Raw genomic sequence first — 13,610 nt, forward strand, 5'->3', positions numbered from 1 at the left:
AGCACCCATGTTCACAGCACGAACCCGGAAGGGCCTCGGCCTCTTCGCCGGCCTCGCGGTCGCCTCCCTCGCCTTCGCCGGTTGCAGCGGCGGGTCGAGCGACCCCCTCAGCAACGGCGGCGGCGACGCCTCGGCCTCGTCCGCCACGATCGTCGTCGGCTCGCAGGCGTACTACTCGAACGAGATCATCGCCGAGATCTACGCCCAGGCCCTGGAGGGCGCGGGCAAGACGGTGACCCGCCAGTTCCAGATCGGTCAGCGCGACGCCTACATCCCGTTGCTCGAGGACGGCACCGTCTCGGTCTTCCCCGAGTACACCGGCAACCTCCTGCAGTTCTTCGAGAAGGACACCACCGCCCGCACCTCGGAGGACGTCTACAAGGCGCTGCCCGCCGCCCTTCCCGAGGGCCTCGAGGTCCTCGACCAGTCGCCCGCGACCGACCAGGACTCGTACACCGTCACCAAGGCCTTCGCCGACGCGAACGGTCTCACTTCGATCGCCGACCTCGCCAAGGTGACCTCGGGTCTCACCCTCGGAGGCAACCTCGAGCTCGCCGAGCGCCCCTACGGGCCGACGGGTCTGCAGTCGACCTATGGCGTCAGCGTGCAGTTCTCGGCCACCGGCGACACCACGGTCGACGACCTCGTCGCCGGCACGGTCCAGGTCGCGAACGTCTACACGGCCGACCCCCGTATCAAGACCGACAACCTCGTCACGCTGACCGACCCCAAGGGGTTGTTCCTCGCGTCGAACGTCGTGCCGGTCGTGAATGCGAACATTGCGCCCGAGGTGTCCGACGTGCTGAACAAGGTCAGCGCGAAGCTCACGACCGAGGGCCTCGTCGCACTCAACGTCGAGTCCAAGGTCGACCAGAAGTCGTCCGCCGACATCGCGAAGGAATGGCTCTCGGCCAACGGCCTCTGAGCCTCTCCGCTCCGACGGGGTCGTCCGGTTCGCCGGGCGACCCCGTCGTCGTTTCCGGATGCCGGGAGCACCACGCGCGCCGGGGGCCGGGCACCGCGTAGCCTGGGACGGATATGGCACATCTGCTCGGGGGCGAAGCCCTGCACCTGGAATACCCGACCAAGGTCGTCTTCGACTCCGTCTCGCTCGGCGTGAACGAGGGCGATCGCATCGGCATCGTCGGTCGCAACGGCGACGGCAAGTCGAGCCTGCTCGGCATGCTCGCGGGCATCCGCGAGCCCGACGGCGGTCGCGTGACGGTGCGCGGGGGAGTGACCGTGGGCGTCCTCGATCAGCAGGACACGCTCGACGACGACGACACCATCGGCCACGCGGTCGTCGGCGACCGCGCCGAGCACGAGTGGGCGGGAGACGCGCGCACGCGTGATGTGATCGCGGGGCTGCTCGGCGACCTGCCGTGGGACGCGCGTCTCGGCGACCTCTCCGGCGGCCAACGACGCCGCGTCGCGCTGGCGAGGCTGCTCTCAGGCGACTGGGACGTGCTGTTCCTCGACGAGCCCACCAACCACCTCGACGTCGAGGCCATCACCTGGCTCGCCGGGCACCTCAAGAAGCGCTGGGCGCCGAGTGCGGGCGGACTCCTGGTCGTCACGCACGACCGGTGGTTCCTCGACGAGATCTGCAACACCACGTGGGAGGTGCACGACCGCATCGTCGAGCCCTTCGAGGGCGGTTACGCGGCGTACATCCTGCAGCGTGTCGAGCGCGACCGCCAGGCGGCATCCATCGAACAGCGTCGGCAGAACCTCGCCCGCAAAGAGCTCGCGTGGCTGCGCCGCGGCGCGCCCGCCCGCACGTCGAAGCCGAAGTTCCGCATCGACGCCGCGAACGAGCTCATCGCCGATGTTCCGGAGATCCGCGACAAGGTGGCGCTGCAGTCGCTCGCGGTCGCACGCCTGGGCAAGGACGTCGTCGATCTTCTCGACGCGGGCGTCGCGTTCGGCGACAAGACGGTGCTGAAGGACGTCGAGTGGCGCATCGCGCCGGGGGAGCGCACCGGCATCCTCGGGGTGAACGGCGCGGGCAAGTCGACGCTCCTCAGCCTCATCACCGGCACGCTCGAACCCACGAGCGGTCGCGTGAAGCGCGGGAAGACCGTCAAGGTCGCGACCCTCACCCAGCGTCTCGACGAACTCGAGCAGCACCTGAACGACCCGGTGCGCGTCGTCATCGCGGGGCTCCGCACCACGTACTCCTTCGGCGCGGGGTCCAAGGCGCAAGAGCTCACCCCGGGCCAGCTGCTCGAGCGGCTCGGGTTCTCGAGCGCGCAGCTCTCGACGCCGGTGAAAGACCTCTCGGGCGGACAGAAGCGGCGTCTGCAGCTCCTGTTGATCCTGCTCGACCAGCCCAACGTGCTGATCCTCGACGAGCCGACCAACGACCTCGACACCGACATGCTCGCGGCGATGGAAGACCTGCTGGACTCGTGGTCCGGCACGCTCATCGTCGTCTCCCACGACCGGTACTTCCTCGAGCGCGTCACCGATCAGCAGTACGCGATCCTGGATGCCAAGCTCCGCCACCTCCCCGGTGGAGTGGACGAGTACCTGCGGCTCCGGGCACTTCAGGATGCCGAGCCCTCGCGGTCGACGGCGGCTGGGGCCGCGGCATCCAGGGGCCTCCAGGGCGCCGACCTTCGCGCGGCGCAGAAGGAGGCATCCGCCACCGAGCGCAAGATCGAGAAGCTGCAGCAGCAGATCGACCGGGCCAAGGCGGCGCTCGCCGAGCACGACCAGGGCGACTACGTCGGTCTCGGCAAGGAGATGCAGCGCATCTCGGGTCTCGAGGCCGAGCGCGACGAGCTCGAGATGCGGTGGTTCGAGCTCACCGAGGCGATCGGCTGACCCGCGGCGCCGAGGACGCGCGTCAGTGCACCATCGTCTCGAGCACGACGATGAACACCCCGAGCACGGCGGTCGACAGGGCTCCGACGAGACGGAACACGAGCCGGGATCCGCGGCGACGGTAGGCGTTGTAGCCGAGGATCGCGAGCACGATGATCGTTGCCAAGGCGGTCCAGTCCGAGGCGTCGTCGACCGAGGCGTTCGTCATCCCCGCCCACACGAGGCAGAGCGCGGCGGGCAGCGACGCGTAGAGCATTCCGGCGGCGTGCCGCATCGCCTCGCGCGTCGAGTGGCGCAGGCCGTGCGTACCGTGCTCGGTCAGGGTGTGAGCGAAGACGTGGGCGATGTAGAAGACCAGCAGGGGGAAGACGGATGCCCCGAGCAGTTCCCAGGGTGAGTCGGCGTGGTCGTCGGCGATCGTGATGAACGACGCGTAGACGATGAGGCCGTAGATGGCCGCGGGGGAGCGGAAGCGCACGTCGAGCCACGCTTTGAATCGGTCCCACATGGTGGCGGCCGCGGCGGTGTCGGTCACGCGTCGAATCCCATGCTCAGCTTGCGCAGCAGGGTGGCCAAACGGTCGCGGTCGCTGCGCGACAGGCCGTCGAGAAGCAGCGCTTCGGCGTCGACCAGGCGGGTGATCGCGGCGTCGACACGCACACGGCCGTCGTCGGTCAGGGTCACGAGAATGCTCCGTCCATCGCCGGGGTCGGATTCGCGCCGCACGAACCGGCGGGCGACGAGCCGGTCGATGCGGTTGGTCATCGTGCCGCTCGAGACGAGCGTCTGCTGCAGGAGTTGCTTCGGGCTGAGCTGGTACGGCTCGCCCGCGCGCCGCAACGCCGAGAGGACATCCCACTCCCACGACTCGATGTCACTGCGGCGGAAGGCTTCCTTCCGGGCGATGTCGAGGTGACGCGAGAGGCGCGCGACGCGCGAGAGCACCTCGAGGGGAGAGAAGTCGAGGTCGGGGCGTTGGCGCATCCAGGCGTCGACGATGCGGTCGACCTCGTCGCTGTCCCGGTTCGTGCTCACGGTCTCATTATGGCGAGAGCGTGCGGCGCGCCGACGCGCGGCTGACGGGTCTGGCAGACTTGACCGGTGCCCGCGGGCACGGTCCGCCGTGGTGTAACGGCAGCACGACAGCCTTTGGAGCTGTTAGGTCTAGGTTCGAATCCTGGCGGCGGAGCATGACCTCAACGACCGAGCTCGCCGTCGTCGTCCTCGCTGCGGGCCAAGGCACGCGTATGCGATCCCGCCTCCCCAAGGTGCTGCATCCCGTGGGCGGCCGCCCCCTGGTCGGGCATGTCCTCGACACGGCGGCATCCCTCGATCCCGCGCGCATCGTGGTGGTCGTCCGGCACGAACGCGAGCAGGTCGCCGCCACCGTCGCCGAGCTCGCCCCCGGGGTCGTCGTCGTCGATCAGGACGATGTCCCCGGCACCGGCCGCGCGGTCGAGGCGGCGCTCGGCGCCCTCGAGGGATTCGAGGGCGACGTGCTGGTGCTGAGCGCCGATGTGCCGTTGCTCGAGACGGGCACCCTCACCGAGCTGCTCGCCACCCATCGCTCCGGCGGCACCGCCGTGACCCTGCTCAGTGCGCGCGTCGACCAGCCCTTCGGGTACGGCCGCATCCTGCGCGACGAGACCGACGGCGTGCGCCGGATCGTCGAGCAGAAAGACGCCACGGCCGACGAAGCAGCGGTCACCGAGATCAACGTCGGGGTCTACGTCTTCCAGGCGTCACCGCTTCGGACCCAGCTCGCGCTCGTTGGGACCGACAACGCCCAGGGCGAGAAGTACCTCACCGACGTGGTCGGTCTGCTCCGGGACGCGCACCTCGGGGTCGCGGCATCCGTCACCTCCGACGCCGCTGCGGCGCTCGGGGTCAACGACCGTGTCCAGCTGTCGGAAGCGGGCCGCACGCTCAACGCGCGAACCGTCCGTCGCTGGCAGCTGGAGGGAGTCACGGTCGTCGACCCCGCGACCACCTGGATCGACGTGACCGCGACACTGGCGCCCGACGTCACGATCCTGCCGAACACGCACGTGCGCGGGGCCACCGTCATCGCGTCGGGGGCGACGATCGGCCCCGACACGACGCTCACCGACTGCGAGGTGGGCGAGGACGCGACGATCACCCGCACCGACGGCACGCTCGCCGTCATCGAGGCCGGAGCGACCGTCGGCCCCTTCGCCTACCTGCGTGCGAACGCCCGGGTCGGCGTGAAAGGCAAGGTCGGCACGTTCGTGGAGGTCAAGAACTCGTCGATCGGCGAGGGCAGCAAGGTTCCGCACCTGTCGTACATCGGTGACACCGACATCGGTCGCGGCGTCAACCTCGGCGCCGGCGCGATCACCGCGAACTACGACGACCTCACCAAGCACCGCACCGTGATCGGCGACGAGGTGCACAGCGGCTCGCACAACGTCTTCGTCGCGCCGGTTACGATTGGAGACGGCGCCAAGACGGGTGCCGGTGCGGTCATCCGCAAGGACGTCCCGCCCGGCGCGCTGGCCCTCAGCGTTGCACCTCAGCGCAACATCGAGGGGTGGGTCGAGAAGAACCGACCGGGCACCGCAGCGGCCGATGTGGCCGCACGGGCTCGGGCTGAACAGGAAGCGGCCGATGGCTCGTAAGAAGAATCGTGTAGACCTCGACCGCGACAACGGCATCGCCCCCGGGCTCGTCGCCAAGACCAAGAAACGACTCGTCGTCGCCTCGGGGCGCTCCCACCCCGAGCTGGCGAAGCAGGTCGCCGAGCACCTCGGCACCGAGCTCGCTCCCACCGAGCACCGCACCTTCGCCTCGGGTGAGATCTACACCCGCTTCGAGGTGTCGATCCGCGGCTGCGACGTCTTCGTCGTGCAGTCGTTCGGGCCGCCGGTCAACGAGTGGCTCATGGAGCTGCTCATCATGCTCGACGCGCTCAAGCGCGCCTCGGCCAAGCGCATCACCGTGGTCGCGCCGTACTTCCCGTACTCGCGTCAGGACAAGAAGGGCCGTGGTCGCGAGCCCATCAGCGCCCGGCTCGTCGCCGACCTGCTGAAGACCGCCGGAGCCGACCGCATCATGAGCGTCGACCTGCACGCGGCACAAATCCAGGGCTTCTTCGACGGTCCGGTCGACCACCTGTTCGCCAAGCCCGTCCTCCTCGAGCACTTCGAGCAGGGACTCTCCGGCGAGGACCGCGACACCCTCACGGTCGTCTCGCCCGACATGGGGCGCGTGCGCGTCGCCGACACGTGGTCCGACAGCCTGGGGGCGCCGCTGGCGATCATCCACAAGCGTCGTGACCCGAAGGTCGCCAACCAGGTCTCGGTCCACGAGATCGTCGGTGACGTGAAGGGCCGTACCTGCCTGCTGGTCGACGACATGATCGACACCGGCGGGACCATCCAGAAGGCCGCGCAGGCGCTCAAGGCCAACGGCGCGCGCAAGGTCATCGTCGCCGCCACGCACGCGATCTTCAGCGATCCCGCGAGCGAACGCCTGCAGGATCCCGCGATCGACGAGGTGGTCGTCACCGACACCGTGCCGCTGCCCGCGGAGCGCCGCTTCCCCGGTCTCACGGTGCTGCCGATCGCGCCGCTGCTCGCGCGCGCGATCCACGAGGTCTTCGAGGACGGCTCGGTCACGAGCATGTTCGGCGGCGACGCGTAAGCGTTCCTCCGTCGCTCAGCCGTCTCCTTACGGGAGGCGGCTGAGTTCGTTTCCCTCGTGGCTGTACCGTCAGGCGGAGTCCGGGGCCGACACGCCGGTTCCGGATGCCGTGACCCGGCGTGTCGCCCGAGATCTCCGCGCGACGGTACGGGGTTCCCCGCCCACTGCGCCGCAGGGTCTCTCATAGGTTGCACAAAGTATTGAACCGAGGTGCCGCCAAGGTCGTGTTCCTACGGTGAGCACGAACGCGCCGCGAGGCACGACAGAAGGAGGACCCTGATGATCCGCACCACCGCCGTACCCCGTCCCGTCCGCATCGGCACCGCTCTCCTGGGCGTCGCCGGCATCGTCACCCTGGCCGGTTGCTCGGGCGGCTCGACCACCGACGCCGCTGCTCCCGCCGACACGGCTCCGGCGGCGACCGCGGCTCCCACCGCGAGCGCGACCACCGACAGCTCGACGACGGACACCTCGACGACCTCGAGCACCTACAAGGACGGCACCTACGAGGCGACGGGCCAGTACGCCACTCCCGAGAGCGTCGAGACCGTCGACGTCACCCTCACCCTCGCCGGAGACACCATCACCGACGTGACGGTCACGGGCGATCCGCAGGCCGCCGAATCGAAGCGCTACCAGAGCGAGTTCATCGGCGGCATCAAGGACGAGGTCGTCGGCAAGAAGCTCGACGAGATCTCGGTGAGCAAGGTCGCCGGGTCGTCGCTCACCAGCGGCGGCTTCAACAAGGCGGTCGACACCATCAAGACCGAGGCCAAGGCCTGACCATCATGACCATCCCGACCGCGACGGGTTCGACCTGGACCTTCGACGCGATCGGCACGTCGTGGGCGATCGAGACGGCGGCGCCGCTGCCCCCGGTCGCCCGCGACGCGGTGTCGGCCGTCATCGACCGCTTCGACCGGGAGTGGTCGCGGTTCCGCGACGACTCGCTCGTCTCCGCCCTCGCGGGAGGACGCATGGCATCCGTCCCCGCCCCCGACGACGCGGATGCCATGCTCTCGCTGTACGACGAGCTCGACACCGCGACGGCCGGCGCCGTCAATCCGCTCATCGGCGACGCGCTCGCGCGCCTGGGCTACGACGCGCGGCTGACGCTCGCCCCGTCGGGCGATCCGGAGCCGGCGCCGGTGTGGCGCGACACCCTCTCGTGGAGCGACGGGCGGCTCGCCGTCGCGCGTCCCGCCACGATCGACGTGGGCGCGCTCGGCAAGGGTCGTCTCGTCGACCTCGTGGTCAACGTGGTGCGCGCGCACGTCGACGGCGACATCGTCGTCGACGCATCCGGCGACCTCGCCGTTCGCGGCGAGCCGATCCGCGTCGCGCTCGAGCACCCGTACGACCCGACCCTCGCGATCGGTGTGATCACCGTCGCCGAGGGGGCGCTGTGCGCGTCGGCGATCAATCGGCGGGCGTGGGGCGACAACCTGCACCACGTCCTCGACGCCCGCACGGGCGCGCCGGTCCGGGCCTACGCGGCGACCTGGGCAGCGGCCGACACCGCGATGCGGGCCGACGCCCTCGCGACCGCGTTGTTCTTCGACGGGGGACCGGAACTCGCGGCATCCTGGAACGCGCACTGGGTGCGTATGCACACCGACGGTCGCGTGGAATGGTCGCCGGGTTTCACCGGCGAGATCTTCTCGTGACCTCAACGCCACAGCTTTCGAAGGGAATCCCATGAGCGCCACGCTCACCGCGGGCTCGACCCACGTGCTCGGCCTCATTGGCCGGGTGTCGATGTACCGCCTCGTCCTGTCGTCGCTCGGCCTGCTGGCTGTCTATGCCCTCGTGCTCTCCTTCGCCGGACAGATCGGGCCCCAGCCGCTCGAGATCGTCGCGAGCGCCGTGGTGCTCGCTGTCGCGTGCGCGGCGACCGACCTGGTCGCGCAGGGCATACTCCGGATGCCGCGCCGCCTCGAGTCCTCGCTGATCACCGCCGCGATCCTGCTGTTCGTGCTCCGTCCGAGCCTCGAGCCGCTCGCGCTGGCCGGTCTCGCCCTCGCCGGGGTCGTGGCATCCGCATCGAAGTACCTCCTCGTCTGGCGTGGCCGTCACGTCTTCAACCCGGCAGCCACGGGGGCGGCGGTGCTGACCATCGTGAGTGTCTGGGCGCCGGATCTCGGTGGCTCGGCCTGGTGGGTCGGAACCCCGTTGATGGCGATCGGCGTACTGGCGCTCGGTGTGCTGCTGCTCCTACGCACCGACAAACTCCCGATCGTGGTGACGTTCTGGCTCGTGGCGATGACGGTCGCGTTCGTGCGCACCAGCATTCAGTTCCAGTCGGCGGGCTTTCCGGTCGACGTGCCGACGCTGCTCGTGCAGGTCGCGTTCTCGTCGCCGTTCCTCTTCCTCGGTGCGTTCATGCTGTCGGAGCCGCTCACCCTGCCGCCGCGCCGCCTGCAGCAGTACGCCGTCGCGATCGTCGTGGGCGTCCTGGCCGGCTGGCCGATCGCCGTCGGGGCGATCACGCTCGGACAGGAGCGCGCTCTGCTGATCGGCAATCTCGTGGCGTTCGCGTTCTGCCTGCGCGCGGCGGTGCGCCTGCGCGTCGAACGCCGTCGCGACCTGACTCCGACCGTCCGCGAACTGACCTTCCACGCCGCGCGTCCCTTCGCGTTCTCGCCCGGTCAGTACCTGGAGCTCGACGTCCCGCACCGTCGACCCGACGCCCGCGGCACGCGGCGGGAGTTCTCGATCGTGTCCGCCCCGGAAGACCTGCCCGAGGTGCGCATCGCCTACAAGGACGGCTCGCAGTCCTCGTACAAGAAGGCGCTCGCGGCCGTCGAGCCGGGCTCGACTCTCGCTGTCACGGGCGTGTGGGGGGACTTCGTCCTTCCCTCTCGACCGACCGCGCCCGTGCTGCTGGTCGCCGCGGGGATCGGCGTGACGCCGTTCGTCTCGCAGCTGCGGCACCTCCAGGCCACCGGGCAGCGCCGCGACGCCGTTCTCGTCTACGTGGTGTCCGACCCGAGCGAACTCGCCTTCCGTGATGAGATCGCGGCGAGCGGCATCCCGGTCGTCGTCTTCTCGCGTGAGGAACCGCACGATCTGCCCGCGGGATGGTCGTGGGCGGGACCCGACCGGGTCGACGCCGATGCTGTGCTTCGCACGGTTCCCGACATCGCCCAGCGCGTGGCCTATGTCTCGGGTCCGCCCCGGCTCATCTCGGATCTCGCGCCGGCGCTCGCCAAGGCCAGATCGCTCACGACCGACGCCTTCGCGGGGTACTGACCCGCGACCGGACGCAGACGCGGGCGCGCCCCGCAAGCGCCCGGGAGGGGCAGGCCCGACCCGATAGCGTCGCGACATGCTCCTCCTGGCTTTCGCCGCGCTGCTGCTCGTCGTCTTCGCGGTGGCGCGTGCCCGTCAGCGTGCCCAGCTGCGCGAGGGGACTCTGCTCGTCGCCGCGGTCGTCTTCGCCGCGCTGGGCGTGCTGCAGCTGCTCGTGCAGACGGATCCGGATGCCGCCCGCGCGGCGATCCTCGTCGTCGCCGTCGCGGTGCCCGTGGTCGTGGCGGTGCTCGCGGTGTTCCTCATCACCAACGGCATCACCATGCTGCGACTCGAGGGGCGGAGTCTGGCGAACCTGCTGTCGCTGATCGCCGGGATCGGGCTCGTGGCCTTCCCGTTCGTCCTCCTCGCGCTCCTGGCGTGGGGAGGACTGGGCGGCTTCCTCGTGGCGGCTCTCGTGGTCCTGATCGCGGGGTACGCGGCGGCCGCGTTCGTCGCGTTCCTCGTGTCGTCGCTGCTGTACGCCGCGCTGCCCGTCCCGCGCACGCCGACCGCGATCGTCGTCCTGGGCTCCGGGCTGATCGACGGGCGGGTGCCGCCGTTGCTCCGGGGCCGCCTCGATCGCGCGATCGCCGCCTGGCAGCGGGCGGTCCGGGCCGGGGGAGTCGCGCCCTTCGTCATCCCGTCCGGCGGTCAGGGGCCCGACGAGCCGCGCGCGGAGGCCGAGGCCATGGCGGACTACCTGCGAGAGCGCGGCATCCCCGCGGACCTCGTCCATCCCGAGACGCGCTCTCTGAACACACGGGAGAACCTCGCCTTCTCACGTGCGATCGTCGGGGAGATCGACGCATCGAAGCCGCTGCTGGTCGTCACGAGCGACTACCACGTCCTTCGCGCAGGGCTCCTGGCGCGTCGCGAGTTGCCCGGAGCGCGTGTGGTGGGTGCCCGCACGGCGGCGTACTTCGTGCCGAGTGCGTTCCTCCGTGAGTACGTCGCCCTGCTGAACCGGCAGAGGTGGATGCACGTCGTCTTCGCGCTCGTCTTCGGCGTCGCGCTGGTGAGCGTCTACGCCGTGATCTTCCTCACGTGAACCCCCGCCTCGTCGTCAGGCGTCGGCGGGCGGACCGGGGTCGGCGGGCTTCGCGGGAAGGCGGACCTCGAAGGTCGTGTCTCCGGGCGTGCTCTGCACGCTGATCGTGCCGCGGTGCGCTTCGACGATCGCCCGGGCGATCGACAGCCCCAGCCCCGTGCCGCCCGTCTTCCGGTCGCGAGAGCGGTCGGCGCGGGCGAAGCGCTCGAACAGCTGGGCCGCGACCGCGGGGTCGACCCCGGGCCCGTTGTCGTTCACGCGGAGGACGGCATCGTCGCCCTCGCGGGTCACCGACACGGCCACCTCGCTCCCGGCGGGCGTGTGCGTGCGCGCATTGGCGAGGAGGTTGGCCACGACCTGGTGGAGGCGGGAGGCATCGCCGGCGAGCTCGACGGGCTCGTCGCGGACGTCGATGGTCCACGAGTGGTCGGGTCCCGCGGGACGCGCGTCCCCGACCGCCTCCACCGCGAGACGCGTGAGGTCGACCGTGCCGAAGACGAGTTCCTGGCCCTCGTCGAGCCGGGCGAGCAGCAGCAGATCCTCGACCAGCGTCGTCATGCGGATCGACTGGGCGAGGATCCGCTCGAGCGACTGCTCGGTGGTCTCGACGGCCATTGCGGTTCGCTGACGCGACTCGTCATCGTGGGCCTGGCGCATGGCGCGCAGCGAGAGCTCCGAGAACCCGCGGATGGATGCCAGGGGCGTGCGCAGCTCATGACTGGCGTCCGCGACGAATCGGCGCATCAGTTCTTCGTTGCGTTGGCGGGCGGAAAGTGAGGCGTCGACACGGTCGAGAAGCGTGTTGAGGGCCGCGCCGACCTGCCCGATCTCGGTGTGGTCGTCGACCTGTTCGGTGGGCACGCGCTCGGTGATCGACACGTCGCCCTGGTCCATGCGGATCGAGGCGACGCGCGTCGCCGTCTCGGACACCGCCTTGAGGGGGCGGAGTCCCAGACGGATCACGAGTGCGATGACGGCGGCGAGGAGCAGGAGCCCACCGGTCGTGACCAGGGCGACCGTGGTGAGGATGGCACCGATCGTGCCGGTGACCTGTGACAGGGGAAGCCCGACGAGAAGGACCTCGTCACTGCCGGCCGTGCCGTAGGGGCGGACGAGGTATTCGCCGAGGTTCGGCAGTTCCACCGTGCGCGAGGCGGGGCTCGACGAGGCGAGGCTCTCCACGATCTGCGCGAGCTCGTCGGCGGTCAGGGCGCGGGAGTTCCCGTCGTCGACGACCGCCCCCGTCGTCCCGCCGAGGCGCGTCTTCATGACCATGAGGGTGCCGTTGTCGAACGGCCCCGAGTCCAGGACGTTCTCGGCCGTGCTCTGCAGATTGATGCGCGGCTGGGCGAGCGAGGCGACGTCGCCGACCTCCGCCTCGAGGTTGTTCAGCAGCACCTGGCTGAGGATCGCGCTGGTGGACACCCCGATCATGATGAGGATGAACGCGACCATACCGATGACCGCCGTCATCAGGCGAGCCTGGAGGCTCCACGGCCGAGTCAGCCGCCGTGAACGGGCGGGCGGAGGAGACACCGGTGGCTCCGGCCGCGGGGGAGTCGTCACTGCGGCGCTTTGATCATGTAGCCGACGCCGCGAACCGTGTGGATGAGCGGCTCGTGACCCGCGTCGATCTTCTTGCGCAGGTACGAGATGTACAGCTCGACGACGCTCGAGCGGCCGCCGAAGTCGTAGTTCCAGACCCGGTCGAGGATCTGCGCCTTCGACACGACACGGCGCTGGTTCCGCATGAGGAACCGCAGCAGCTCGAACTCGGTCGCCGTCAGCTCGATCTCCTGACCCGCGCGCACGACCTCGTGGCTGTCCTCGTTGAGCGACAGGTCGCCCACGCGCAGGATCGGCTCCGCGTCGCGCGTCAGAGCGGTACCGGCGCGGCGCATCAAGCCACGCAGACGCGCCACGACCTCCTCGAGGCTGAAGGGCTTCGTGACGTAGTCGTCGCCACCCGCGGTGAGACCGGCGACGCGGTCCGCGACGGCGTCCTTCGCGGTCAGGAAGAGGACCGGCACGTCGTTGCCGGAGTGACGCAGCCGCTGCAGGACCGCCATGCCGTCGAGGTCGGGCATCATGATGTCGAGCACCATGGCATCCGGAGCGAAGTCGCGCGCGGCCTGCAGGGCGTCGAAGCCGGAGCCCGCTGTGCGGACGTCCCATCCCTCCATGCGCAGAGCCATCGAGAGGAGGTCGGTGAGCATCTGCTCGTCGTCGACGACGAGGACGCGCAGGGCGCTCCCGTCGGGGCGAGTGAAGGCGGGAGCGGTGGCGGTCACGGTCATGGAACTCATTGTGCGCTCGTATCTATGAGCTTTCTATGGCGTGGCTTATGGGAATCCTGAGAGCGAGCTGCGCGCCAGCCGACAACGGCCATCAGGACGACGCCGATCGCCGCTCCCGAGGTGTTCGCGATCACGTCGCGCACGTCGGCGACGCGGGTGGGGAGGAACAGGAGCTGCGTCGTCTCGATCGCGGAGCTGATGAGCAGGCCCGCCGCGATACCGTGCCACCACCGTCCGCCCCACAGCAGGACGAGCACGCCGAGGGGCGCGAACATCACCACGTTGGCGGTGAACTCGACCCCGTCGAAAGTGATCCACGCGGTCGGCGGCCAGCCGCGGGCGGCGCGGAGGATCGCGTGCAGGATGCCGCCGACGTTCTCGTCGTAGATCGTGGGACGCAGCGTCATCCACCAGACTCCCGCGGCGTACAACGCCGAAGCGGCGACGAGCAGAGCCCGTCGCCGCCTCGTCACCTGCAC

General features: G+C 70.0%; 13 protein-coding genes and 1 tRNA gene. 9 read left to right on the forward strand and 5 right to left on the reverse strand.

Going from position 1 to position 13,610, the window contains the following annotated elements; all coding sequences use genetic code 11:
- Positions 1-7: 7 nt before the first annotated feature.
- Both QE388_RS13210 and QE388_RS13215 read left to right on the forward strand, forming a co-directional pair.
- Positions 8-925, forward strand: coding sequence for an ABC transporter substrate-binding protein (locus QE388_RS13210; protein ID WP_275801773.1), 918 nt, complete (start codon positions 8-10; stop codon positions 923-925).
- Positions 926-1,038: 113 nt separating this feature from the next.
- On the forward strand, positions 1,039-2,829 hold the full coding sequence (locus QE388_RS13215) for an ABC-F family ATP-binding cassette domain-containing protein (RefSeq protein ID WP_307385735.1): 1,791 nt from the start codon (positions 1,039-1,041) through the stop codon (positions 2,827-2,829).
- Positions 2,830-2,851: 22 nt separating this feature from the next.
- Here the strand turns inward: QE388_RS13215 and QE388_RS13220 are convergent, their stop codons facing one another.
- Together QE388_RS13220 and QE388_RS13225 are read right to left on the reverse strand one after the other, a co-directional pair.
- On the reverse strand, positions 2,852-3,364 hold the full coding sequence (locus QE388_RS13220; protein ID WP_275801775.1) for a hypothetical protein: 513 nt from the start codon (positions 3,362-3,364) through the stop codon (positions 2,852-2,854).
- Entirely contained in the window at positions 3,361-3,813 is a 453-nt protein-coding gene (locus tag QE388_RS13225; protein WP_050901880.1) for a MarR family winged helix-turn-helix transcriptional regulator, read from the reverse strand. Before QE388_RS13225 ends, QE388_RS13220 begins: the two co-directional genes overlap by 4 nt.
- Positions 3,814-3,946: 133 nt before the next feature.
- Here QE388_RS13225 and QE388_RS13230 point away from each other — a divergent pair.
- The 7 genes from QE388_RS13230 to QE388_RS13260 all read left to right on the forward strand — a co-directional run bounded on the left by QE388_RS13230 (position 3,947) and on the right by QE388_RS13260 (position 10,834).
- Positions 3,947-4,018: transfer RNA gene (locus QE388_RS13230), tRNA-Gln, on the forward strand.
- A 1-nt stretch (position 4,019) separates the two neighbouring features.
- On the forward strand, positions 4,020-5,468 hold the full coding sequence (gene glmU, locus QE388_RS13235) for a bifunctional UDP-N-acetylglucosamine diphosphorylase/glucosamine-1-phosphate N-acetyltransferase GlmU (RefSeq protein WP_307385736.1): 1,449 nt from the start codon (positions 4,020-4,022) through the stop codon (positions 5,466-5,468).
- The gene (locus QE388_RS13240) at positions 5,458-6,492 is read left to right on the forward strand and encodes a ribose-phosphate diphosphokinase (RefSeq protein WP_307385737.1); all 1,035 of its coding nucleotides are present in this window, start codon (positions 5,458-5,460) and stop codon (positions 6,490-6,492) included. Before glmU ends, QE388_RS13240 begins: the two co-directional genes overlap by 11 nt.
- Positions 6,493-6,771: 279 nt before the next feature.
- Positions 6,772-7,275 carry a hypothetical protein gene (locus tag QE388_RS13245; RefSeq protein WP_307385738.1) on the forward strand — a complete coding sequence of 168 codons (504 nt, stop codon included), beginning with the start codon at positions 6,772-6,774 and terminating at the stop codon, positions 7,273-7,275.
- Positions 7,276-7,280: 5 nt separating this feature from the next.
- Positions 7,281-8,159: an FAD:protein FMN transferase gene (locus tag QE388_RS13250; protein ID WP_307385739.1), complete on the forward strand. Its 879-nt coding sequence runs from the start codon at positions 7,281-7,283 to the stop codon at positions 8,157-8,159.
- A 31-nt stretch (positions 8,160-8,190) separates the two neighbouring features.
- Positions 8,191-9,744 (forward strand): FAD-dependent oxidoreductase, encoded by a 1,554-nt coding sequence (locus QE388_RS13255; RefSeq protein WP_307385740.1) that lies wholly within the window; start codon positions 8,191-8,193, stop codon positions 9,742-9,744.
- Positions 9,745-9,820: 76 nt separating this feature from the next.
- On the forward strand, positions 9,821-10,834 hold the full coding sequence (locus QE388_RS13260; protein ID WP_307385741.1) for a YdcF family protein: 1,014 nt from the start codon (positions 9,821-9,823) through the stop codon (positions 10,832-10,834).
- A gap of 15 nt (positions 10,835-10,849) precedes the next feature.
- Here QE388_RS13260 and QE388_RS13265 read toward each other — a convergent pair whose 3' ends face one another.
- The 3 genes from QE388_RS13265 to QE388_RS13275 form a co-directional block, all read right to left on the reverse strand.
- Positions 10,850-12,307: a cell wall metabolism sensor histidine kinase WalK gene (locus tag QE388_RS13265; protein ID WP_307385742.1), complete on the reverse strand. Its 1,458-nt coding sequence runs from the start codon at positions 12,305-12,307 to the stop codon at positions 10,850-10,852.
- Positions 12,308-12,396: 89 nt separating this feature from the next.
- Positions 12,397-13,131, reverse strand: a complete 735-nt coding sequence (locus QE388_RS13270; RefSeq protein WP_058597454.1) for a response regulator transcription factor — start codon at positions 13,129-13,131, stop codon at positions 12,397-12,399.
- A gap of 5 nt (positions 13,132-13,136) precedes the next feature.
- Positions 13,137-13,610, reverse strand: coding sequence for a VanZ family protein (locus QE388_RS13275; RefSeq protein ID WP_275799415.1), 474 nt, complete (start codon positions 13,608-13,610; stop codon positions 13,137-13,139).

The sequence above is a fragment of the Microbacterium sp. SORGH_AS_0969 genome, assembly GCF_030818255.1.
Lineage (GTDB): Bacteria > Actinomycetota > Actinomycetes > Actinomycetales > Microbacteriaceae > Microbacterium.